The organism is uncultured Streptococcus sp., from assembly GCF_901875575.1.
In the GTDB taxonomy this organism is placed as follows: Bacteria; Bacillota; Bacilli; order Lactobacillales; family Streptococcaceae; genus Streptococcus.
The window spans coordinates 397,287-420,962 of sequence record NZ_CABFMF010000011.1; the positions used below are offsets into that span (position 1 = coordinate 397,287).

At 38.7% G+C, this 23,676-nt stretch carries 21 protein-coding genes; 19 read left to right on the plus strand and 2 right to left on the minus strand.

Annotated features, from left to right (window positions below):
• The first annotated feature begins 3 nt into the window (after nucleotides 1-3).
• Entirely contained in the window at nucleotides 4-2,019 is a 2,016-nt protein-coding gene (gene recG / locus QZ114_RS04660) for an ATP-dependent DNA helicase RecG (RefSeq protein ID WP_295500102.1), read from the plus strand.
• Between the two features lie 23 nt (nucleotides 2,020-2,042).
• Here recG and QZ114_RS04665 read toward each other — a convergent pair whose 3' ends face one another.
• Nucleotides 2,043-2,207: a hypothetical protein gene (locus tag QZ114_RS04665; protein ID WP_295500104.1), complete on the minus strand. Its 165-nt coding sequence runs from the start codon at nucleotides 2,205-2,207 to the stop codon at nucleotides 2,043-2,045.
• Nucleotides 2,208-2,674: 467 nt separating this feature from the next.
• Here QZ114_RS04665 and QZ114_RS04670 point away from each other — a divergent pair, with 467 nt between their 5' ends.
• The 11 genes from QZ114_RS04670 (at nucleotide 2,675) to QZ114_RS04720 (ending at nucleotide 15,232) form a co-directional block, all read left to right on the plus strand.
• Nucleotides 2,675-3,655 (plus strand): acetylxylan esterase, encoded by a 981-nt coding sequence (locus QZ114_RS04670; protein WP_295500107.1) that lies wholly within the window; start codon nucleotides 2,675-2,677, stop codon nucleotides 3,653-3,655.
• A 390-nt stretch (nucleotides 3,656-4,045) separates the two neighbouring features.
• Nucleotides 4,046-7,279 (plus strand): SIALI-17 repeat-containing surface protein, encoded by a 3,234-nt coding sequence (locus QZ114_RS04675; protein WP_295500109.1) that lies wholly within the window; start codon nucleotides 4,046-4,048, stop codon nucleotides 7,277-7,279.
• A gap of 241 nt (nucleotides 7,280-7,520) precedes the next feature.
• Complete coding sequence (locus QZ114_RS04680; RefSeq protein WP_295500111.1) at nucleotides 7,521-8,219, plus strand: N-acetylmannosamine-6-phosphate 2-epimerase; 699 nt, start codon at nucleotides 7,521-7,523, stop codon at nucleotides 8,217-8,219.
• Nucleotides 8,220-8,334: 115 nt separating this feature from the next.
• A complete protein-coding gene (locus QZ114_RS04685; protein ID WP_295500113.1) occupies nucleotides 8,335-9,660 on the plus strand; it encodes an ABC transporter substrate-binding protein in 1,326 nt (441 codons plus the stop codon).
• Nucleotides 9,661-9,886: 226 nt separating this feature from the next.
• A complete protein-coding gene (locus QZ114_RS04690; RefSeq protein WP_295500284.1) occupies nucleotides 9,887-10,753 on the plus strand; it encodes a carbohydrate ABC transporter permease in 867 nt (288 codons plus the stop codon).
• 15 nt (nucleotides 10,754-10,768) lie between these two features.
• Entirely contained in the window at nucleotides 10,769-11,608 is an 840-nt protein-coding gene (locus QZ114_RS04695; RefSeq protein WP_049521897.1) for a carbohydrate ABC transporter permease, read from the plus strand.
• Between the two features lie 125 nt (nucleotides 11,609-11,733).
• Nucleotides 11,734-12,186: a YhcH/YjgK/YiaL family protein gene (locus tag QZ114_RS04700; RefSeq protein ID WP_295500116.1), complete on the plus strand. Its 453-nt coding sequence runs from the start codon at nucleotides 11,734-11,736 to the stop codon at nucleotides 12,184-12,186.
• 138 nt (nucleotides 12,187-12,324) lie between these two features.
• Nucleotides 12,325-12,534: a hypothetical protein gene (locus QZ114_RS04705; protein ID WP_295500118.1), complete on the plus strand. Its 210-nt coding sequence runs from the start codon at nucleotides 12,325-12,327 to the stop codon at nucleotides 12,532-12,534.
• A 59-nt stretch (nucleotides 12,535-12,593) separates the two neighbouring features.
• Nucleotides 12,594-13,238: a YesL family protein gene (locus QZ114_RS04710; RefSeq protein WP_295500121.1), complete on the plus strand. Its 645-nt coding sequence runs from the start codon at nucleotides 12,594-12,596 to the stop codon at nucleotides 13,236-13,238.
• A 174-nt stretch (nucleotides 13,239-13,412) separates the two neighbouring features.
• A complete protein-coding gene (locus tag QZ114_RS04715) occupies nucleotides 13,413-14,330 on the plus strand; it encodes a dihydrodipicolinate synthase family protein (RefSeq protein ID WP_295500123.1) in 918 nt (305 codons plus the stop codon).
• 17 nt (nucleotides 14,331-14,347) lie between these two features.
• Nucleotides 14,348-15,232, plus strand: coding sequence for an ROK family protein (locus QZ114_RS04720; RefSeq protein ID WP_295500125.1), 885 nt, complete (start codon nucleotides 14,348-14,350; stop codon nucleotides 15,230-15,232).
• A 15-nt stretch (nucleotides 15,233-15,247) separates the two neighbouring features.
• Here the strand turns inward: QZ114_RS04720 and QZ114_RS04725 are convergent, their stop codons facing one another.
• A complete protein-coding gene (locus tag QZ114_RS04725; RefSeq protein WP_295500127.1) occupies nucleotides 15,248-16,099 on the minus strand; it encodes a MurR/RpiR family transcriptional regulator in 852 nt (283 codons plus the stop codon).
• 193 nt (nucleotides 16,100-16,292) lie between these two features.
• Here QZ114_RS04725 and pbp2b point away from each other — a divergent pair, with 193 nt between their 5' ends.
• The 7 genes from pbp2b (at nucleotide 16,293) to tpiA (ending at nucleotide 23,598) form a co-directional block, all read left to right on the plus strand.
• Entirely contained in the window at nucleotides 16,293-18,350 is a 2,058-nt protein-coding gene (gene pbp2b, locus QZ114_RS04730; RefSeq protein WP_295500129.1) for a penicillin-binding protein PBP2B, read from the plus strand.
• A gap of 10 nt (nucleotides 18,351-18,360) precedes the next feature.
• Nucleotides 18,361-18,957 carry a recombination mediator RecR gene (gene recR / locus QZ114_RS04735; RefSeq protein WP_295500131.1) on the plus strand — a complete coding sequence of 199 codons (597 nt, stop codon included), beginning with the start codon at nucleotides 18,361-18,363 and terminating at the stop codon, nucleotides 18,955-18,957.
• Nucleotides 18,958-19,578: 621 nt separating this feature from the next.
• Entirely contained in the window at nucleotides 19,579-20,337 is a 759-nt protein-coding gene (locus QZ114_RS04740) for a class I SAM-dependent methyltransferase (protein ID WP_295500133.1), read from the plus strand.
• A gap of 79 nt (nucleotides 20,338-20,416) precedes the next feature.
• Nucleotides 20,417-20,929 (plus strand): adenine phosphoribosyltransferase, encoded by a 513-nt coding sequence (locus QZ114_RS04745; protein WP_001049317.1) that lies wholly within the window; start codon nucleotides 20,417-20,419, stop codon nucleotides 20,927-20,929.
• 180 nt (nucleotides 20,930-21,109) lie between these two features.
• A complete protein-coding gene (metA, locus tag QZ114_RS04750) occupies nucleotides 21,110-22,054 on the plus strand; it encodes a homoserine O-succinyltransferase (protein WP_295500136.1) in 945 nt (314 codons plus the stop codon).
• A gap of 8 nt (nucleotides 22,055-22,062) precedes the next feature.
• Nucleotides 22,063-22,740 carry a DnaD domain-containing protein gene (locus tag QZ114_RS04755; protein ID WP_295500138.1) on the plus strand — a complete coding sequence of 226 codons (678 nt, stop codon included), beginning with the start codon at nucleotides 22,063-22,065 and terminating at the stop codon, nucleotides 22,738-22,740.
• 99 nt (nucleotides 22,741-22,839) lie between these two features.
• Nucleotides 22,840-23,598, plus strand: a complete 759-nt coding sequence (tpiA, locus tag QZ114_RS04760; RefSeq protein ID WP_295500140.1) for a triose-phosphate isomerase — start codon at nucleotides 22,840-22,842, stop codon at nucleotides 23,596-23,598.
• Nucleotides 23,599-23,676: the final 78 nt, after the last annotated feature.

A 23,676-nucleotide genomic window follows, 5' to 3' on the forward strand; every position in this document is an offset into this window, starting at 1 on the left:
AGCATGAATCTACATCAACCCTTGCATGTCTTACCTGGTGTGGGACCAAAATCAGTAGAAAAATACGCTAAACTAGGAATTGAAAACTTGCAAGAACTCTTGCTCTACTTTCCTTTCCGTTATGAAGACTTCAAAACCAAGCAAGTGCTGGAACTGGAAGACGGGGAGAAGGCAGTCCTATCTGGTCAAGTCGTGACTCCTGCTAGTGTCCAGTACTATGGTTTCAAGCGTAATCGCCTACGCTTTAGCCTCAAGCAGGGAGAAGTCGTTTTTGCGGTGAATTTCTTTAACCAGCCCTATCTAGCAGATAAGATAGAGTTGGGAGCAACTCTTGCCGTCTTTGGAAAATGGGACCGTGCCAAGGCTAGTTTGACTGGGATGAAGGTTCTGGCTCAGGTGGAAGATGACCTCCAACCTGTTTATCGCTTGGCTCAGGGAATCAGTCAGGTCAGTTTGGTTAAGGTCATCAAAACGGCCTTTGATCAGGGACTGGACCTCTTGATAGAGGAAAATCTTCCCCAGTCTTTGCTGGACAAATACAAACTCCTGTCCCGTTGTCAGGCTGTTCGTGCCATGCATTTTCCTAAGGATTTGGCAGAATACAAGCAGGCCCTTCGCCGTATCAAATTTGAGGAACTCTTTTATTTCCAAATGCAATTGCAGACGCTCAAGTCTGAAAATAGAGTTCATGGAAGCGGTTTGGTTCTGAACTGGTCTCAGGAAAAAGTGACAGCTGTCAAAGAAAATCTTCCTTTTTCTCTGACTCAAGCTCAGGAAAAGAGTTTGCAGGAAATTTTGACAGACATGAAGTCGGACCACCACATGAATCGTCTCCTACAAGGAGATGTTGGGAGCGGAAAAACGGTAGTCGCTGGCTTGGCCATGTTTGCGGCAGTGACAGCTGGCTACCAAGCAGCCCTCATGGTACCGACAGAAATCCTTGCAGAGCAACATTTTGAGAGTTTACAGAACCTTTTTCCAGACTTGAAACTCGCTCTCTTGACAGGATCCTTGAAAGCTGCAGAAAAGAGGGAAGTTTTGGAGACCATTGCCAAGGGTGAGGCTGATTTGATTATCGGAACTCATGCTCTGATTCAGGATGGGGTGGATTATGCTCGCCTGGGTTTGATTATCATCGATGAGCAGCACCGTTTTGGTGTGGGGCAAAGGCGTATTTTACGGGAAAAAGGCGACAATCCAGATGTACTCATGATGACGGCGACTCCCATTCCACGGACGCTAGCCATCACAGCCTTTGGAGATATGGATGTTTCGATGATTGACCAGTTGCCGGCGGGTCGGAAACCCATTGTGACACGCTGGATCAAGCATGAGCAACTACCTCAGGTCTTGACTTGGTTAGAGGGGGAAATTCAAAAAGGTTCCCAAGCCTATGTCATTTCTCCCTTGATTGAAGAATCTGAAGCTCTGGATTTGAAAAATGCCATTGCTTTATCAGAGGAGCTGACAGCTCATTTTGCAGGTAAGGCAGAGGTGGCTCTTCTACATGGTAAGATGAAGAGTGATGAAAAAGACCAGATTATGCAGGATTTTAAAGAGAGAAAAACGGATATTCTGGTTTCGACGACGGTTATCGAGGTCGGGGTCAATGTTCCCAATGCGACCGTCATGATCATCATGGATGCCGATCGCTTCGGTCTCAGCCAGCTTCACCAGCTCAGAGGTCGTGTCGGTCGGGGGGACAAGCAGTCCTATGCTGTTCTCGTTGCCAATCCCAAGACGGATTCTGGGAAAGACCGCATGCGAATCATGACAGAAACAACTAATGGTTTTGTTCTTGCTGAGGAGGACCTGAAAATGAGAGGTTCTGGAGAAATTTTCGGAACCAGACAGTCTGGACTTCCTGAGTTTCAAGTAGCTGATATTATCGAAGATTTTCCGATTTTAGAAGAAGCTAGAAAGGTGGCTAGCTATATCAGTTCTATTGATGGATGGCAAGAGGATCCTGAATGGCGTATGATTGCCCTTCATTTAGAAAAGAAAGAACATTTAGATTAATACTCTTCGAAAATCTCTTCAAATCACGTCAACGTCGCCTTGCCGTAGGTATGGTTACTGACTTCGTCAGTTCTATCCACAACCTCAAAACAGTGTTTTGAGTTGACTTCGTCAGTCTTATCTACAACCTCAAAGCAGTGCTTTGAGCAACCTACGGCTAGTTTCCTAGTTTGCTCTTTGATTTTCATTGAGTATAAGCTTTCTCTAAGGAAATCTTAAGCTAGCTTTCAGGTTTGGCCCTTATACTAGAGTCATCAAAAAGAAATGAGGACTCTCACATGACAGTAACGATTAAAGTACATTATCAAAGTACATTCCAAAAGAAAGAAGACAAAAACTAAATTGTGAATAGATTAGAGTCTGAGATAAAAGTCTAACCTTAAATATAAAAAGCGAACAAAACTAGTTATCTGATACTCAGAATTCTGTCTTGTTCGTTTTTTTGTCTAATCTATTGATTTTAAAAAATTATAATAAAGAATTCCTAAAATCAAAATCTTTTTATCCCAGGCTCTTCTTGTTTAAAACTACTTTCAGTAGCTTTTTCTATAATCAAAGGAGTTAAAATCACTTTCTATTTACTTTTATTTCTTGCATTGCTTTCTTAGTTATGCTACAGTTGTGGTAGCGATTACAAAATTAAAAGGAGCATATTATGAAAAATCCAGCTTTGTTAGAGGAAATGAAGACTTATCTTGGACGAGATGAGGTTCCTGAGGACTTTGATGCTTTCTGGAATGAAGAATTGAAAAATGTATTAGCCCTTCCTGAATATCAGCTAGAGGAACAAGATTTTCACATTCCCCATGTCAAGTGCTATGAGCTAAGTTTTAAAGGTACTAATGAAGGTCAAGTTTATGCGCGCCTAGTCCTTCCAAAGACTGAAGAAAAAGTTCCTGTGATTTTCCATTTCCATGGCTATATGGGTCGTGGTTGGGATTGGACAGATATGCTGGCCTTTACTGTAGCTGGTTATGGTGTTGTGTCTATGGATGTGCGAGGTCAATCAGGTTATTCTCAAGATGGTTTGCGCTCACCTCTGGGAAATACTGTGAAAGGGCACATTATCAGGGGCGCAGTGGAAGGACGAGACCAGCTCTTTTATAAGGATGTTTATCTGGATACTTACCAGTTGGTTGAAATCATTGCTAGTCTATCTCAAGTCGATGAGAAGAGACTTTCTAGCTATGGTGCTTCGCAAGGTGGAGCACTAGCCTTGGTTGCTGCAGCACTCAACCCTCGTATTGAACGAACAGTAGCTATCTATCCATTCTTGTCAGATTTTAGACGTGTTCTAGAAATTGGTAATACTAGCGAAGCCTATGATGAATTATTTCGATACTTTAAGTTTCACGATCCTTTCCATGAGACAGAAGAAGAAATTATGGCAACCCTTGCCTATATCGATGTGAAAAATCTTGCCCATCGTATCAAGGGTGAGGTCAAGATGATTACAGGTTTGGATGATGATGTTTGCTATCCTATTACCCAGTTTGCGATTTACAACCGCCTGACCTGCGATAAGTCCTATCGCATCATGCCTGAGTATGCCCACGAAGCCATGAATGTCTTTGTCAATGACCAAGTCTACAACTGGCTATGTGGAAGTGAAATTCCTTTTAAATATATGAAATAATTATTGAGAGATTCTTATTGTACAGCCTCAAAAAGTTAGATATTTTAGTCTAGCTTTTTGGATTTAGTGCAATAGAGTTCACTCTTTTTATTTCAAAAACAGAAAGTACTTTCAGAAATATTAAAATATCAAAATATCTCTGAAAGAAAAATCTATTCTATGATAAGTCCGATATAAAACAATAACTTTATTGTATAATAAAGGAAAAGTCACTAGGAAAGGAGTAAAATAGCTACTGTTTGCCATTCAGATAGCTAGACAGAGAAAGAGAGACTGATGGGGGCTCCCGCTTGTTTCTTACTTTCTTATAGTATCTCCATATTTATGGGGAGTAAAAATTTTAAAATAAAAAGAAAGCGCTTTAATTATATAGAAGTGAAAGGAAAAAAGATGGATAAGAAATATGTTGACAGAAAACAGAGATATGGAATTCGTAAATTTGCAGTGGGTGTAGCCTCTGTAACCATTGGTGCAGTGATCTTTGGAGTAAATCCTGTATTGGCAAATGAACAAGGAAACTCAACTGTAACCGCTGCTGAAAATAACAATCCAGGCTTATCGGAATTACCAAAAGAACCCTCTTCAGGAAGTCTTGCCCATTTAGATAGTGAACTAGCTGGAAAATTGGCAACAGCGAAAGACAATGGTGTGGAAGTTGATCAAGATAAGTTGAAGAAAAACGAGACTACTGAAGCAGAGACGGCCACTCCAACAAATACACCTGTAGCTGACAATACACCAGCTCCTACTGATAGACCAGAAGGAGATTCTACATCCACAGAAGCTACTAACAAGGAACAAGATAAAGAAGAAGAGGGAGTGATTCCTCGAGATTATTATGCTAGAGACATCGCAAACGCAACTCCAGTAGTGGAAAAAGAAGATGTTGAAACAAATTCGAAGAATGGTCAGCGTGTAGACTTAGCCAGTGAATTAGATACATTAAAGAAACTTCAAAATGCGACCATTCATATGGAATTCAAGCCAGATGCAAAAGCTCCAGCATTTTATAATTTATTCTCAGTGTCTAGTGATAAGAAAAAAGATGAGTACTTTACCATGGCTGTTCTCAATAATACAGCCTTAATTGAGGGACGTGATGCAAATGGAACACAATTTTATGATAAATATACAGATGCTCCATTGAAAATTAAGCCTGGACAGTGGAATTCAGTTACCTTTACTGTTGAAAGACCGAATGCAGAAAATCCAGGAGGAAAAGTTAGACTCTATGTAAATGGTGTTTTATCGCGTACTAGCTTGAAGTCTGGTAAATTTATCAAGGATATGCCAGATATTACCCATGCTCAACTTGGTGCAACAAATCGGGCAGGGAGCTCAGTTTGGGGAGCAAATTTACAGATTCGTAATTTAAGTGTTTATGATCGTGTATTAACTCCAGAGGAAGTTCAAAAACGGAGTCAATTGTTTGAGAGATCTGATCTGGAACAAAAGCTACCAGAAGGGGCTAAAGTTACTGAAAAACAAGATGTCTTTGAAGGTGGTATGCATAACAAACCAAATAAAGATGGTATCAAGAGTTATCGTATTCCTGCACTTCTTAAGACAGATAAAGGTACTTTGATTGCTGGTGCAGATGAGAGACGCTTACACCAATATGACTGGGGCGATATCGGTATGGTCATTAGACGAAGTGAGGATAAGGGGCAAACATGGAGCGACCGAGTAACTATTACAAATTTACGAGACAATCCAAAAGCTTCTGATCCATCACTCGGTTCACCAGTGAACATCGATATGGTTTTGGTTCAAGATCCTGCAACAAAACGAATTTTTTCAGTCTATGATATGTTCCCAGAAGGGAAAGGAATCTTTGGGATGGCTGCTCAAAGAGAAGAAGCCTATAAACAAATCGATGGAAAAACTTACCAAATCCTCTACAAAGAAGGCGAAGAAGGTTCCTACACAATTCGTGAAAATGGTACAGTGTATACACCAGATGGCAAAGCAACAGATTACCGTGTTGTTGTAAATCCAGTGAAACCAGCTTATAGCGATAAAGGAGATCTGTATCAAGGAGATCAACTATTAGGAAATATTTATTTCACAAGTAATAAAACGTCTCCATTTAGAGTTGCTAAGGATTCTTATCTATGGATGTCTTACAGTGATGATGATGGTAAGACTTGGTCAGCACCTCAAGATATTACCCCAATGGTAAAAGCTGATTGGATGAAATTCTTAGGGGTTGGGCCTGGAACAGGGATTACTCTTCATACTGGACCTCATAAAGGTCGAATCGTTGTACCTGTTTATACAACAAACCAGACCAACCACTTAAACGGTTCTCAATCATCTCGAATTATCTACTCAGATGACCATGGCAAGACTTGGCATATGGGAGGTGGTGTGAATGATCAGCGTACACTGACTGATGGAACTGTGATTGATTCAAGTACCATGAATAATCCAGGTGCTCAAAATACTGAGTCTTCTGTTGTACAATTAAATAATGGAGATCTCAAGCTCTTCATGCGTGGTTTGACGGGGGATCTTCAAGTTGCTACTAGTAAAGATGGTGGGGTAACTTGGGAAAATGATATAAAACGTTATGCTGATGTCAAGGATGTTTATGTTCAATTGGCCGCTATTCATACGATGCATGATGGAAAGGAATATATTGTTCTTAGTAACGCAGGTGGACCAGGGCGTTTCAACGGATTGGTACACTTAGCTCGTGTCGAAGAAAATGGGGAGCTGACTTGGCTTAAGCATAACCCTATTCAAAGTGGTAAGTTTGCCTACAATTCTATTCAAGATCTTGGAAATGGTGAATATGGTTTGCTTTATGAGCATGCAGATAACAACCAAAACGAATATACCTTGTCTTATAAGAAATTCAATTGGGATTTCTTAAGTAAGGATATGGTTTCTCCAACCGAAGCAAGAGTTACACATGCAGTTCATATGGGGCAAGGCATTATTGCCATGGAATTTGATTCAGAAGTATTGGTCAATCAAGCACCAACATTACAGCTTGCAAATGGCAAGACAGCTACGTTTATGACGCAGTATGATACCAAGACTCTGTTGTTTACAGTAGATCCTGAGGATATTGGTCAAAAAGTTACAGGCTTAGCAGAAGGCGCTATCGAAAGTATGCATAATTTACCAGTTTCAGTAGTTGGTTCTAAGATTACTCATGGCATGAATGGAAGTGAAGCTACGACAAATGAAGTTCCAGAATTTACAGGTGGATTAAATGGAGTAGAAACTCTAGTTACTGAGATTCTAGAATTTACAGGAGGTGCTAATTTTGTTTTAGCAACTTTGAATGAGTTGCCTGAGTACAGAGGTGGCGTCAATGGAACAGAAGTAGCAATCCATGAATTTCCAGAACACACATCTAATGTAGTTACTGTAAAAGAAAATCCAGGATTAACAGGTGTTGCTGATACGGCTGTACCCGAATATTCAGAGTATAAGGAACCTGTATCGCTTGTTCCTCGATTTGTAAGCCAAGATAAAACTTACCAAGTTCCCGTGATTCGTGAAAAAGTGCTTCCGAATACTAGAAGTAAGGAAACTGCTACATTAGTTTCTCTTGGTTTAATAACTGCTTTCTTGTCTATCTTAACTTTAGGAAAGAAACGAAAATACTAGTTTTTGCTTAATTAAATAATCATTATCATTCACAACGAAAAGATGGCAAGTTTAATTCTTGCTGTCTTTTTAATTTCGTTCATCTCTTTTATAGTAAAATTAAAATTCTAAAACTACTTTCAGGCTGATCTGTTCAATAAAATACTATTGAAACTGCAATCTATCATATAACAAAGTATTGAAAGCGCTTTTAAAATGAGGTATAATAAACTCATAAAAACAAAGAAAAGGAGGAGATAGGATGCCACAAATTAGCAAAGAAGCTTTGATTGAACAAATTAAAGATGGAATCATCGTTTCTTGTCAGGCCCTTCCTCACGAACCGCTTTATACAGAAGCGGGAGGAGTCATCCCCTTGCTGGTCAAAGCGGCTGAGCAAGGTGGAGCAGTCGGTATCAGAGCCAATAGTGTTCGTGATATCAAAGAAATTAAGGAAGTAACTAAACTTCCAATTATAGGGATTATCAAACGAGATTATCCACCACAAGAACCCTTCATCACTGCTACTATGAAAGAAGTTGATGAACTAGCTGAACTCGACATTGAGGTAATTGCTCTGGATTGTACAAAGCGCGAACGCTATGATGGTCTAGAAATTCAAGAATTTATTCGTCAGGTTAAAGAGAAGTATCCGAACCAGCTATTGATGGCTGATACAAGTACCTTTGAAGAAGGTATAGCAGCAGTTGAAGCAGGAATTGATTTTGTAGGTACTACTTTATCAGGATATACATCTTATAGTCCAAAGGTGGATGGTCCAGACTTTGAACTAATTAAAAAGCTCTGTGAAGCAGGAGTTGATGTAATAGCTGAAGGAAAAATTCATACACCAGAACAAGCTAAGCAAATCCATGAATATGGAGTTCGAGGCATTGTTGTAGGTGGAGCTATCACTAGACCAAAAGAGATTACAGAACGTTTTGTTGCCGGACTCAAGTAACACAATCTCAAAACAGAGGAGAGTGGTAGATGCGTCAAAACAAATGAAAACGTATATAATGTCAATTACTCACTATCCCATATGGATACGCTAATTAAAAAATAGGAGAATACAAATGAAATTTAGAAAACTAGCTTGTACAGTACTTGCGGGTGCTGCAGTTCTTGGCCTTGCTGCTTGTGGAAATTCTGGAGGAAGCAAAGACGCTGCAAAATCTGGTAGCGATAGCGGAAAAACAGAGATTACATGGTGGGCATTCCCAGTCTTCACTCAAGAAAAAACTGGTGACGGTGTTGGTACTTATGAAAAATCAATCATCGAAGCTTTTGAAAAAGCAAATCCAGATGTCAAAGTGAAATTGGAAACAATCGACTTTAAGTCTGGTCCTGAAAAAATCACTACAGCTATTGAAGCAGGAACTGCTCCAGACGTACTCTTTGACGCACCAGGACGTATCATCCAATACGGTAAGAATGGTAAATTGGCTGAGTTGAATGACCTCTTCACAGACGAATTTGTCAAGGATGTTAACAACGAAAATATCGTACAAGCAAGTAAAGCTGGAGATAAAGCGTATATGTATCCAATCAGTTCAGCACCATTCTATATGGCTATGAACAAGAAAATGTTGGAAGAGGCTGGAGTTGCTAATCTTGTAAAAGAAGGTTGGACAACAGATGACTTTGAAAAAGTTTTGAAAGCTCTTAAAGGCAAAGGATATACTCCAGGTTCATTGTTCAGTTCTGGTCAAGGGGGAGACCAAGGAACACGTGCCTTCATTTCTAACCTTTATGGAGCTTCTGTAACAGATAAAGAAGTAACAAAATATACAACTGATGATCCTAAATTTGTAAAAGGTCTTGAAAAAGCAGCAGGCTGGATTAAAGATGGCTTGTTGAACAATGGTTCACAATTTGACGGTGGAGCAGATATCCAAAACTTTGCGAACGGACAAACATCTTACACAATCCTTTGGGCACCAGCTCAAAACGGAATCCAAGCGAAACTCTTGGAAGCAAGTAAAGTAGAAGTGGTAGAAGTGCCATTCCCATCAGATTCTGGTAAACCAGCTCTTGAGTACCTTGTAAACGGATTTGCGGTATTTAACAATAAAGATGACAAGAAAGTTGCAGCATCTAAGAAATTTGTACAATTTATCGCGGATGATAAAGAATGGGGTCCAAAAGACGTTGTACGTACAGGTGCATTCCCAGTTCGTACTTCATTTGGTAAACTATATGAAGACAAACGTATGGAAACAATCAGTGGTTGGACTAAATACTACTCACCATACTACAACACTATCAATGGCTTTGCTGAAATGAGAACACTTTGGTTCCCAATGTTGCAATCTGTATCAAATGGTGACGAAAAACCAGCGGATGCTTTGAAAGCCTTCACTGAAAAAGCTAACGAAACAATTAAAAAAGCTACTAAATAATAAGCACTAAGTCAGATTGAGTCCTCCCTTTTCCCTGTACATAGCCCATGTAAGAAAAGGGAGGCTTTTATTTTAAAAGCATGGGACTGTCGTATGAAAATTAAAATGAAGTTCTTACATAAGTTGAGTTTGAAAAATTTCATTTTGATTTTAAAACAGTCCAAAATATCAAAAAACTATTCTATTTGAAAGAGAGGTGCCGACTGTGAAAGTTAACAAAATTCGTATGAGGGAAACAGTTATTTCCTATGCTTTCCTAGCACCAGTGTTATTCTTCTTTGTCATCTTTGTATTGGCTCCTATGATTATGGGATTCATTACAAGTTTCTTTAACTACTCTATGACTAAATTTGAGTTTGTAGGTTTGGATAACTATATTCGTATGTTTAAAGATCCAGTCTTTACAAAATCATTGATTAATACAGTTATTTTGGTTATAGGATCTGTACCAGTTGTTGTACTATTCTCACTTTTCGTGGCATCTCAAACCTATCATCAAAATGCCATTGCTAGATCTTTCTATCGTTTTGTCTTCTTCCTACCAGTTGTAACAGGTAGTGTTGCCGTTACGGTAGTTTGGAAATGGATCTACGATCCACTATCAGGGATTTTGAACTTTGTCCTTAAGTCAAGTCATATTATCAGTCAAAATATTTCTTGGTTGGGTGATAAAAACTGGGCTTTGATGGCGATTATGATTATCCTTTTGACAACGTCTGTTGGTCAACCGATTATCCTTTATATCGCTGCCATGGGTAATATCGACAATTCATTAGTCGAAGCAGCGCGTGTTGATGGTGCGACTGAGCTACAAGTTTTCTGGAAGATTAAATGGCCAAGCCTCCTTCCAACAACACTTTACATCGCTATTATTACAACAATTAACTCATTCCAATGTTTCGCCTTGATTCAGCTTTTGACTTCAGGTGGTCCAAACTACTCAACAAGTACCTTGATGTACTATCTCTACGAAAAAGCCTTCCAATTGACAGAGTATGGATATGCCAACACAATCGGTGTATTCCTAGCGGTTATGATTGCTATCGTCAGCTTTGTTCAATTTAAAGTGCTTGGAAACGATGTAGAATACTAACGAAAGGAGACAGCTATGCAATCTACACAAAAGAAACCCTTAACAGCTTTCACTGTTATTTCAACTATTATCTTGCTCTTGTTGACTGTGCTGTTCATCTTTCCATTCTACTGGATCTTGACAGGTGCCTTTAAATCTCAGCCAGATACAATCGTAATTCCACCACAATGGTTCCCTAAAATGCCAACCATGGAAAACTTCCAACAACTTATGGTGCAAAACCCTGCTTTGCAGTGGATGTGGAACTCAGTGTTCATCTCACTTGTAACCATGTTTTTAGTCTGTGCAACCTCTTCTCTAGCAGGTTATGTACTAGCTAAAAAACGTTTCTATGGTCAACGCATTCTCTTTGCAATCTTTATTGCAGCCATGGCACTTCCAAAGCAAGTTGTTCTTGTACCTTTGGTACGTATTGTCAACTTTATGGGAATTCATGACACTCTCTGGGCAGTTATCTTGCCATTAATCGGATGGCCATTTGGGGTCTTCCTCATGAAACAATTTAGTGAAAATATCCCAACAGAGTTGCTTGAATCAGCTAAAATTGATGGTTGTGGTGAGATTCGTACTTTCTGGAGCGTAGCCTTCCCAATTGTGAAACCAGGGTTTGCGGCTCTTGCAATCTTTACCTTCATCAATACATGGAACGACTACTTCATGCAGTTGGTTATGTTGACTTCACGTAACAATTTGACTATTTCACTTGGGGTTGCGACCATGCAGGCCGAAATGGCAACCAACTATGGTTTAATCATGGCAGGTGCCGCTCTTGCAGCCGTGCCAATCGTAACAGTCTTCTTAGTCTTCCAAAAATCCTTCACACAAGGTATCACTATGGGAGCTGTTAAAGGATAAGAAACGATTTCTTTCACAGTATAAATTTGCTATTGCTAGCATGATCTAAAAACCTCCGACAGTGAATGACACTGTTGGAGGTGTTAGTTTTAATCGCTTAATGACGATTTTTAAAGGAGAAAATAATGATTTTTGACGATTTAAAAAATATTAGCTTTTATAAAGGAATCCATCCAAATCTTGACAAGGCAATTGATTATCTTTATGAACATCGTAAAGATTCGTTCGAATTAGGAAAATATGATATTGATGGAGATAAGGTCTTTCTAGTTGTTCAAGAAAATGTCCTAAATAAAGTTGAAAATGATCAATTTGAACATCACAAGAACTATGCTGACTTGCATTTGTTGGTAGAAGGGCATGAATATTCGAGCTACGGTTCACGTATCAAAGATGAAGCAGTAGCTTTTGACGAAGCAAGTGACATTGGTTTTGTCCATTGTCATGAACAGTATCCCCTATTGTTAGGTTATCACAATTTTGCGATTTTCTTCCCAGGAGAGCCACATCAACCAAATGGTTATGCAGGTATGGAAGATCAAGTTCGTAAATATCTCTTTAAAATTTTGATTGATTAAAAATAATAAGAACTGTTTTTTTGTAAAGCTTTTATAATGCTCTACCATGAAATTGATCTTTGTGAGGTAGAGAGATGAGGTCTTATTGTCACTATGTTTGTTCAGAGCAATGATCGTCTAAACTTTTAAAATATGAGAATGAAGGTACTTTTAATTTTTTTATTGAATATGTTAGCTTGGACAGTGCTTGCAATGATAATCCGTGGAGGGCTAGATGGATTTAATGAGCATACTTGGAGTACTATTTTAATTGTTTCGCTGTCCGGGATATATATAGATTATATGTCCATAGATAAAAATAGAAAAAAGTCCAAAAGAAAAAATAGATTTGTTCATGGTAGAGACTGATGAAAGCTTTACTGACAAAAAGAAAACAGTTTACAAAGAAAAATGATGGAGGAGCAAACATGTCACAAAAAGGAAGAAGTCTCATAAAGGCTGCATTTGATACAGATAATTTTCTAATGCGAATTAGTGAGAAGGTTTTAGATATTGTAACAGTCAATCTTCTCTTTGTAGTAACTTGTTTGCCTATTGTTACGATTGGAGTAGCTAAGATTAGCCTTTACGAGACAATTTTTGAGATAAAGAAAAGTAGACGTGTTCCAGTTTTTAGAACCTATCTAAGAGTTTTCAGGCAAAATATAAAGCTGGGTTTTCAATTGGGTCTTTTAGAGTTGAGCGTTGTCTTACTAAGCCTGTCTGACCTTTATCTCTTCTGGGGACAAACAGCTCTTCCTTTTCAATTAGTTAAAGCTATTTGTTTAGGTATTCTAATTTTCCTTACCATTGTGATGTTGGCTAGTTATCCTATCGCTGCACGTTATGATTTATCTTGGAAGGAAGTTCTTCAAAAAGGATTGATTTTAGCAAGTCTAAACTTTCCATGGTTCTTCCTGATGTTGATCATTCTTTTACTAATCATTATGGTTCTCTATCTATCAGCCTTTACCCTTCTATTGGGAGGATCCGCTTTTATTCTCTTTGGTTTTGGACTTCTTGCTTTTTTACAAGTAGGAGTGATGGAAAAGCTATTTGCTAAGTATGAGTAAGGGTTGCAATTATTTCTGAAACTACTTTCAAATGCTCCAAATGCTATTCTATAAGCAAGAAACTAAAATCTAAGTGCCTATAAGATATTGAAAGCCTTTTCGGTAAAGTGTATACTTAAATAGTAAAGAAAGAATCTGCTTTAGCAGAAAATAAAAAATAATAGGAGAAAATCTATGTCAGATTTGAAAAAATACGAAGGTGTCATTCCAGCCTTCTACGCATGTTATGATGATCAAGGAGAAGTGAGTCCAGAACGTACGCGTGCCTTGGTTCAATACTTCATTGATAAAGGTGTTCAAGGTCTTTATGTTAATGGTTCTTCTGGTGAATGTATCTACCAAAGCGTTGAAGACCGCAAATTGATTTTGGAAGAAGTTATGGCAGTTGCTAAAGGCAAATTGACGATTATTGCTCACGTAGCTTGTAACAATACTAAAGATAGTATGGAGCTCGCTCGTCACGCAGAAAGCTTGGGAGTAGATGCCATTGCCACTATTCCTCCAATTTACTTCCGTTTGCCTGAATATTCAGTTGCTAAATATTGGAATGATATCAGCTCTGCTGCACCAAATACAGACTATGTTATCTACAACATCCCTCAATTAGCCGGTGTTGCTTTGACACCAAGTCTTTACACTGAAATGTTGAAAAACCCACGTGTTATCGGTGTTAAGAATTCATCTATGGCAGTTCAAGATATCCAAACTTTTGTTAGCCTTGGTGGAGAAGACCACATCGTCTTTAACGGTCCAGATGAGCAGTTTTTAGGTGGCCGTCTAATGGGTGCCAAAGCTGGTATTGGTGGTACATATGGAGCGATGCCAGAACTCTTCTTGAAACTCAACCAATTGATTGCAGACAAAGATTTGGAAACTGCGCGTGAATTGCAATATGCAATCAATGCGATTATCGGTAAATTAACTTCTGCACATGGTAATATGTACTGCGTTATTAAAGAAGTATTAAAAATCAATGAAGGGCTTAACATCGGATCTGTTCGTTCTCCATTAACACCAGTTACTGAAGAAGATCGTCCAGTTGTAGAAGCAGCAGCGCAATTAATTCGTGAAACTAAGGAGCGCTTCCTCTAATCCAAAAGGAGGTATATATGACACACTACGTTGCAATTGATATCGGTGGAACTAATATCAAATATGGTTTAATCGACCAAGAAGGCCAACTTGTTGAATCGCATGAAATGCCAACTGAGGCCTATAAGGGTGGTCCACACATTTTACAAAAGACCAAAGATATTGTAGCCAGCTATTTAGAAAAAGGTTCTGTAGCAGGGGTAGCCATTTCTTCAGCGGGAATGGTGGATCCGGATAAAGGGGAGATCTTCTATGCAGGCCCTCAAATTCCTAACTATGCTGGAACTCAGTTTAAAAAAGAAGTTGAGACTACCTTTGAAATCCCTTGTGAGATTGAAAATGACGTCAACTGTGCAGGTCTTGCTGAAGCTGTATCTGGCTCAGGTAAGGGAGCAAGTGTGACGGTCTGCTTGACAATCGGAACAGGTATCGGTGGATGCTTGATTATGGATGGTAAGGTCTTCCATGGATTTAGCAATTCAGCTTGTGAAGTTGGATATATGCATATGCAGGATGGAGCATTCCAAGATTTAGCTTCTACAACAGCTTTAGTGAAATATGTAGCTGAGGCACATGGAGAAGAAGTTGATCAGTGGAATGGTCGACGCATCTTCAAAGAAGCTACTGAAGGGAACAAGCTTTGTATGGAAGGTATTGACCGCATGGTAGACTATCTTGGAAAAGGATTAGCTAATATCTGCTATGTTGCCAATCCAGAAGTAGTTATTCTAGGTGGCGGAATTATGGGACAGGAAGCGATTCTGAAACCAAAAATTCGTGCAGCTTTGAAAGAAGCCTTGGTACCAAGTTTGGCTGAGAAAACAAGATTAGAATTCGCCCAGCATCAAAATACTGCAGGTATGTTGGGAGCCTACTATCATTTTAAAACAAAACAATCCTAGTTTGGCTAAGCCAAACTAGGATTTTCTAACACGATTTTGTCTACGATAACCATTTAGTTTTTTATTTTCCCAATAGCTATTAAAGATTTTTTCTTTATTTTCACGGTTGATTTCTAAAAAGTAAGCATAAATTAAATCAATGAAAAAAAGCATAGGAAGTTGAGCGGAAATGCGCTGAATGTAAGACGGTTGACTATGTGCGGCGACAAGAACCATCTCTGTATAAGCCTGACTGTTTTTATTAGGAACACTGGTGAAAAGGACAGTTTTTGCTCCCATTTCTTTTGCATCGAGTAAACTATCTAAAATAGAAAGAGTTGTACCAGAAAGTGAGAAGCCAATGATTAAGCAATTTTCATCAATTATACTTGTTGTCCATGCAAATCCATCTTGATCCGTTAGAGCTTCACAGACAACACCCAGACGCATAAAACGTAATTTCATTTCCCGAGCGACAAGACCAGAACTACCTGTCCCAAAAAAATAAACACGTTCTGCATCTTCGATTAATTGAGCAACACGTTCGAGTTGCTTTTCATTAATCAGATCTTGTGTTTGTTCTCGCATATTGCTATAGCTTCTTAGAACACGTTTGGTAAGAGGGCTATGATTAGGTAGATGAGTATTTTGATTGCCTGCTTGCTGTTGGTATTGAAAAACAAATTCTCTATATCCTGTAAAACCACATTTTTTAGAAAAACGAGTGAGGGCAGCTTGAGAGACATGTAATTTTTTAGTTACTTGTTGAGAAGATAAATCATCAGTAAATGTTTCTACTTGTAAAAAATAGCGTGCAATTTCTTGCTCAAGGTCTGTCATTTCTTCAAAGTGCGAATCAATGACAGTTGCGATATCTGGTTTGTCCATAGGGAAGGCTCCTTTAAATGAGTCGTGTTGGAAAAAGACTAGATTATTGAACTTTTACATTCATTATAACATATAATATAGAGATGGATAAATAAAAACGTATCTTACTGTAAAAACGAAAAAAAGCTTCTTTCTTTTCCATAATTTTCTGCTCAAATTGTGGTACAATTAAGAGTAAGATTTTAAGTTAGAAATGAGACTGATTTGTATGAGAAAATTTAACAGCCATTCGATTCCGATTCGGCTTAATTTATTGTTTTCAATCGTCATTTTACTCTTTATGACCATTATTGGTCGTTTGTTGTATATGCAGGTTTTGAACAAGGATTTTTACGAAAAAAAGCTAGCCTCAGCTAGTCAGACCAAGGTCACAACCAGTTCTGCTCGTGGGGAAATCTATGATGCTAGTGGAAAACCTTTGGTAGAAAATACGTTAAAGCAGGTTGTTTCCTTTACGCGTAGCAATAAAATGACGGCTACAGACTTAAAAGAAACAGCTAAAAAGTTACTGACTTATGTGAGCATCAGTTCGCCAAATTTGACAGAACGCCAGCTGGCTGATTATTATTTGGCTGATCCTGAAATCTATAAAAAAACAGTGGAAGCTCTCCCAAGGGAGAAACGCTTGGATTCAGATGGTAATCGCCTATCCGAATCAGAACTGTATAACAATGCGGTCGATAGTGTCCCAACAAGTCAACTAAACTATACAGAGGATGAAAAGAAAGAAATCTATCTTTTTAGTCAGTTAAATGCTGTTGGAAACTTTGCGACAGGAACCATTGCGACAGATCCTCTAAATGATTCTCAGGTGGCTGTTATTGCCTCTATTTCAAAGGAGATGCCTGGCATTAGTATTTCTACTTCTTGGGATCGAAAGATTTTGGAAACTTCCCTTTCTTCTATAGTAGGGAGTGTATCCAGTGAAAAAGCTGGTCTCCCAGCGGAAGAAGCAGAAGCCTATCTTAAAAAAGGCTATTCTCTAAATGACCGTGTTGGAACCTCGTATTTGGAAAAGCAATATGAAGAGACCTTACAAGGAAAACGCTCGGTAAAAGAAATCCATCTGGATAAATATGGCAATATGGAAAGCGTGGATACAATTGAGGAAGGTAGTAAGGGAAACAATATCAAGCTGACCATTGATTTGGCCTTCCAAGATAGTGTGGATGCTTTGCTGAAAAGTTATTTCAATTCCGAGCTAGGAAATGGTGGAGCCAAGTATTCTGAGGGTGTGTATGCAGTCGCCCTTAATCCAAAAACAGGTGCTGTGTTATCCATGTCAGGGATCAAACATGACCTGAAAACGGGAGAGTTGACGCCAGATTCCTTGGGAACGGTAACCAATGTCTTTGTCCCAGGTTCGGTTGTCAAGGCGGCGACCATCAGTTCCGGTTGGGAAAATGGTGTTTTATCAGGAAACCAAACCTTAACAGATCAGCCTATTGTTTTCCAAGGTTCAGCTCCAATTTATTCTTGGTATAAATTGGCATATGGATCTTTTCCTATTACAGCTGTGGAAGCCTTGGAGTATTCATCCAATGCTTACATGGTTCAAACCGCTCTTGGAATCATGGGCCAGACCTATCAACCAAATATGTTTGTTGGAACCAGCAATTTGGAAACAGCTATGGGAAAACTTCGTGCGACCTTTGGCGAATATGGCTTGGGGGCTGCGACCGGAATTGACCTACCAGATGAATCTACTGGATTTGTTCCCAAAGAGTATAGCTTTGCTAATTACATCACCAATGCTTTTGGCCAGTTTGATAACTACACACCGATGCAATTAGCCCAGTACGTTGCAACTATTGCTAACAATGGTGTTCGTCTAGCTCCACATATTGTCGAGGGAATATACGACAACAATGATAAGGGTGGCCTTGGGGAATTAATCCAAGCAATAGATACCAAGGAAATCAACAAGGTCAATATTTCTGAATCAGATATGGCAATCTTGCACCAAGGATTTTACCAAGTATCGCATGGAACTAGTCCCCTTACGACAGGACGGGCGTTTTCAGATGGCGCCACTGTTTCTATCAGTGGTAAGACCGGTACAGGTGAAAGCTATGTAGCTGGTGGTCAAGAAGCTAATAATACCAATGCCGTGGCCTATGCTCCAACAGAAAATCCTCAAATTGCAGTTGCAGTAGTCTTTCCTCATAATACCAATTTAACCAAAAATGTTGGGCCAGCAATTGCTCGCGACATTATCAATCTATACAACCAACACCATCCAATGAATTAGAAAGGAAGCCATGCTTTATCCAACACCCATTGCCAAGCTGATTGACAGTTATTCTAAGTTACCAGGTATCGGGATTAAGACGGCTACGCGTCTGGCCTTTTATACGATTGGGATGTCTGATGACGATGTCAATGAATTTGCAAAAAATCTCCTTTCTGCTAAGAGAGAGCTGACCTATTGTTCTATTTGTGGTCGTTTGACTGATGATGATCCGTGCTCAATTTGTACTGATTCGACTAGGGATCAGACAACCATCTTGGTACTCGAAGATAGCCGAGATGTTGCAGCTATGGAGAATATCCAAGAATATCACGGGCTCTACCATGTTTTACATGGATTGATTTCTCCAATGAATGGTGTTGGTCCTGATGATATCAATCTAAAAAGTCTCATGACTCGTCTCATGGATAGTGAAATTACAGAAATCATTGTAGCAACCAATGCGACAGCAGATGGGGAAGCGACTTCCATGTATTTATCTCGTTTGCTTAAACCAGCAGGTATAAAAGTGACGCGTTTGGCTCGAGGATTAGCTGTAGGAGCAGATATTGAGTATGCTGACGAAGTCACGTTATTAAGAGCGATTGAAAATCGTACGGAATTGTAAGTTAGTAAATGAGATTACTTTCAAGATTCTTAGTTTTATTCTTTAACAAATTAATTGTTTTTATAAATATAAAGATTTAGGAGCAAGATGTGTTCGTAGTTTTAGTATGACGATGAGTATTCCAATATTCTATTAGTAATATTGAATAAATCACTAGCAAATGAGTATACAATTATTAAAAAATAAATCAAAGATTGTGCTAACTTTACGTGAGTGGCAGGGTCTTTGATTTTTTAGTATACGACGGGCATACCGTGCATCTGATGCGCAAGTCCTCTGTAGGCATGCTACCAGTAACTCAAAAGTAATTCTTAAGTCTGACCTTGAAAATAAGAATCGTCAGAGGAAGGAATAGCGAAATCGTGGCTCTACGAATAGAAACGTGATAGTTAGGCATATATAGCGGATGAGGGCACTAGAAATACTAAAGTCAAAATAGGAAGTCGTAATCCATACGTGTAAATGATGGGAGCAATTGAATTCGAACTAGAGAGGTAGTTAATAGATTTATGCTATAGTCATGGTAGTTTGTATGATTTTAATTCTTTTATCAAATAATAGATTAGAATTGTCAGATAATATAATTTTATGTTATAATAAAGAAAAAACAGAGGTGTTCAAATGTCAGAAGCAGGTCATAAGTTTTTAGCAAAATTGGGGAAAAAACGCTTACGTCCAGGTGGAAAACGTGCCACAGATTGGTTAATTGCAGAAGGAGAATTTTCAAAAGAAAAGAGAATACTAGAGGTTGCGTGTAATAGAGGAACCACAGCAATTGAGTTGGCACAGCGTTTTGGTTGTAAGATAACTGCTGTTGATATGGATGGTCAAGCTTTAGAAGTGGCAAAAAAATCTGCTGAAAAGGCAGGTGTTGCTCATTTAATCAGTTTTGAAAGAGCCAATGCAATGAAACTTCCTTATGAAGATGCTAGTTTTGATATTGTTATAAATGAAGCTATGCTGACTATGCAAGCCGATCAAGCTAAGAAAAAATGTGTAATGGAGTATCTAAGGGTTTTAAAACCTGGAGGTCTTCTATTGACACATGATGTGCTTCTTAAGGAAGCTAAAGAGTCTGTCAGACAGGAATTGTCACAAGCAATTCATGTAAATGTAGGTCCTTTAACTCAAGATGGTTGGGAACAGGTGATGATAGAATCAGGTTATCGTGATGTGAAAGTATTAACTGGTGAAATGACATTAATGAAATTATCAGGTATGATTTATGACGAAGGTTGGCTAGGGACTTTGAAAATTTGTATAAATGCTTGTAAAAAAGAGAATAGAAAGCAGTTTTTAACGATGTATAAAATGTTTGATAAGAATAAAAAGAAATTGGGCTTTATTGCTATGGCTAGTTATAAATCGTCAAATCGTTAGATAATCATTGAAGTTAACTTTTCCTTTCTTTAAAAATATGCTATAATAGAGAGTAAAAAACTTTGAAAGAAAGAAAAAGATGAATTTAAAAGATTATATTGCAACTATTGAAAATTACCCGAAGGAAGGTATTACCTTCCGTGATATCAGCCCTTTGATGGCTGATGGAAATGCTTATAGTTATGCTGTTCGTGAAATTGTTCAGTATGCTACTGACAAGAAAATCGATATGATTGTAGGGCCAGAGGCTCGTGGATTTATCGTTGGCTGCCCAGTCGCTTTTGAGTTGGGAATTGGTTTTGCGCCTGTTCGTAAGCCAGGAAAATTACCACGTGAAGTCATTTCTGCTGATTATGAGAAAGAGTACGGTGTTGATACCTTGACTATGCATGCTGACGCTATTAAGCCAGGTCAACGTGTTCTTATCGTAGATGACCTCTTGGCAACAGGTGGAACTGTTAAGGCAACCATCGAGATGATTGAAAAACTTGGTGGTGTTGTAGCTGGTTGTGCCTTCCTTGTGGAATTAGATGACTTGAAAGGCCGTGAGAAAATCGGTGATTACGATTACAAGGTTCTTATGCATTATTAAAAAACAGTCCTTAGGGCTGTTTTCTCTACATTAGGATATAAAAATAGACTATAGCTAGTTAGAGAAAAACTATAATTGAAAACTATATCTTCTTACAGTATAATAAAGGAAAGAAGTGTTTAACATTGGATGTTTAAACACCTGCCATGATTCCTGAAAGAGTACAGTTAGGAGAGGGTTATGCCGATTCGAATTGATAAAAAATTACCAGCTGTTGAGATTTTACGGACAGAGAACATCTTTGTTATGGATGATCAACGTGCTGCCCACCAAGATATTCGTCCCTTGAAGATTTTGATTTTGAACTTAATGCCCAAAAAAGTGGTTACAGAGACCCAGTTGTTACGGCATTTAGCAAATACTCCTTTGCAATTGGACATAGACTTTCTCTATATGGAGAGTCACCGTTCCAAGACGACTCGTGCAGAGCATATGGAAACTTTTTATAAGACCTTTGGAGAAGTGAAGGATGACTTTTTTGATGGGATGATTATTACTGGTGCTCCAGTCGAACATCTACCTTTTGAAGAAGTAGATTACTGGGAAGAGTTTAGTCAAGTGATTGAGTGGTCTAAAACCCATGTTTACTCTACTCTTCATATTTGTTGGGGTGCTCAGGCTGGGCTCTATTTGCGATATGGGGTGGAAAAATACCAGATGGACAGTAAGTTATCAGGTATCTATCCTCAGGATACTTTAAAGGAAGGACACCTTCTCTTTAGAGGGTTTGACGATAGCTACGTATCCCCTCATTCTCGGCATACGGAGATTTCTAAAGAAGAGATATTGAATAAGACCAATTTGGAAATTCTGTCGGAAGGCCCCCAAGTTGGTGTCTCAATTTTGGCTAGTCGGGATTTGCGTGAAATTTATAGTTTTGGACATTTGGAGTATGATCGAGATACCTTGGCAAAAGAGTATTTTCGAGATTGTGATGCTGGTTTAAATCCGCACATTCCGGAAAATTACTTTAAGAATGATGATGTTAATCAAACCCCGTGTCTCTGTTGGTCTTCGTCTGCGGCTCTTTTTTTCAGTAACTGGGTTAACTATGCTGTCTATCAAGAAACACCCTTTGATTGGAGAAAAATTCAAGATGATGCATCTTCATTTGGATATTTATAAGAGGAATTATGACATATTTAGACGCTTTTAAATCAGGAAACTTGGTTTTGCCGAGTGCCCTGCTATTGCATTTTAAGGAACTCTTTCCTTCCAGTGATGATTTTCTGGTTTGGCAATTTTTCTATTTAGTAAATACCTCCTCTATGGAGGAGCTCTCTCCAAGTCAAATTGCTGAGATTATTGGCAAAGAATTGCCAGATGTCAATCAAGCAATTTCTAATTTGACAGAGAACGGTTTACTTCAATATCGAACCATTGAATTAAATGGTGAAATAGAGTTAATTTTTGATGCGAGTTCTGCCTTGGAACGCTTGGATAACTTACTAGGTGTTCATAAGTCAACGCTTGAGAAAGTGACGCCACAAAATCAACTAAAAGACTTGGTTGAAACTTTTGAGCAGGAACTTGGTCGCTTGTTAACACCTTTTGAAATTGAAGATCTGACTAAAACTGTCAAAGACGACGGAACAAATGTCGATGTAATCAAGGAAGCTCTTCGGGAAGCTATTTTAAATGGAAAAACTAATTGGAAATACATTCAGGCTATTTTACGGAACTGGCGTCACGAGGGGATTAGAAGTGTGGTTCAGGTAGAAGCTAAGCGAGCAGAAAGAGTAGCAAGTCAGCCTCAACAAACACAAGTATCTGAAGATTTTATAAATGCAATGAATCTTTGGAAGGATTAGGTTTTGAAACTAACCTTGCTATCTGAGTAAGATTTGCAAGCTGTTTATAATTGTGATAAAATAAGAAGAAAATAAATTTTTAAAAAAGAGGTATGTGAAATGTCACGTAAACCATTTATCGCCGGTAACTGGAAAATGAACAAAAATCCAGAAGAAGCAAAAGCGTTCGTTGAAGCAGTTGTATCAAAACTTCCTTCATCAGATCTAGTTGAAGCAGGGATCGCAGCTCCAGCTCTTGATTTGACAACTGTACTTGCTGCTGCTAAAGGTTCTAGTCTTAAAGTTGCTGCTCAAAACTGCTACTTTGAAAATGCAGGTGCTTTCACTGGTGAAACTAGTCCGCAAGTTTTGAAAGAAATCGGTACTGACTATGTAGTGATCGGTCACTCAGAACGTCGTGATTACTTCCATGAAACTGATGAAGATATCAACAAAAAAGCAAAAGCAATCTTTGCAAACGGTATGCTTCCAATCATCTGTTGTGGTGAGTCACTTGAAACTTACGAGGCAGGTAAAGCTGCGGAATTTGTAGGTGCTCAAGTCTCTGCTGCATTGGCTGGATTGACAGCGGAACAAGTTGCAGCTTCAGTTATCGCTTACGAGCCAATCTGGGCTATCGGTACTGGTAAATCAGCTTCACAAGACGATGCACAAAAAATGTGTAAAGTTGTACGTGACGTTGTAGCTGCTGACTTTGGTCAAGAAGTTGCTGATAAAGTACGTGTTCAATATGGTGGTTCAGTTAAACCAGAAAATGTTGCAGAATATATGGCTTGTCCAGATGTTGACGGTGCCCTTGTAGGTGGTGCATCACTTGAAGCAGAAAGCTTCTTGGCTTTGCTTAATTTTGTAAAATAATCTTAAGCAAATAATAGATGGAACGACATTTAAAGTGTCAGTTCCATTTTTTATAGGAGATCAAATGTTAAATACAAA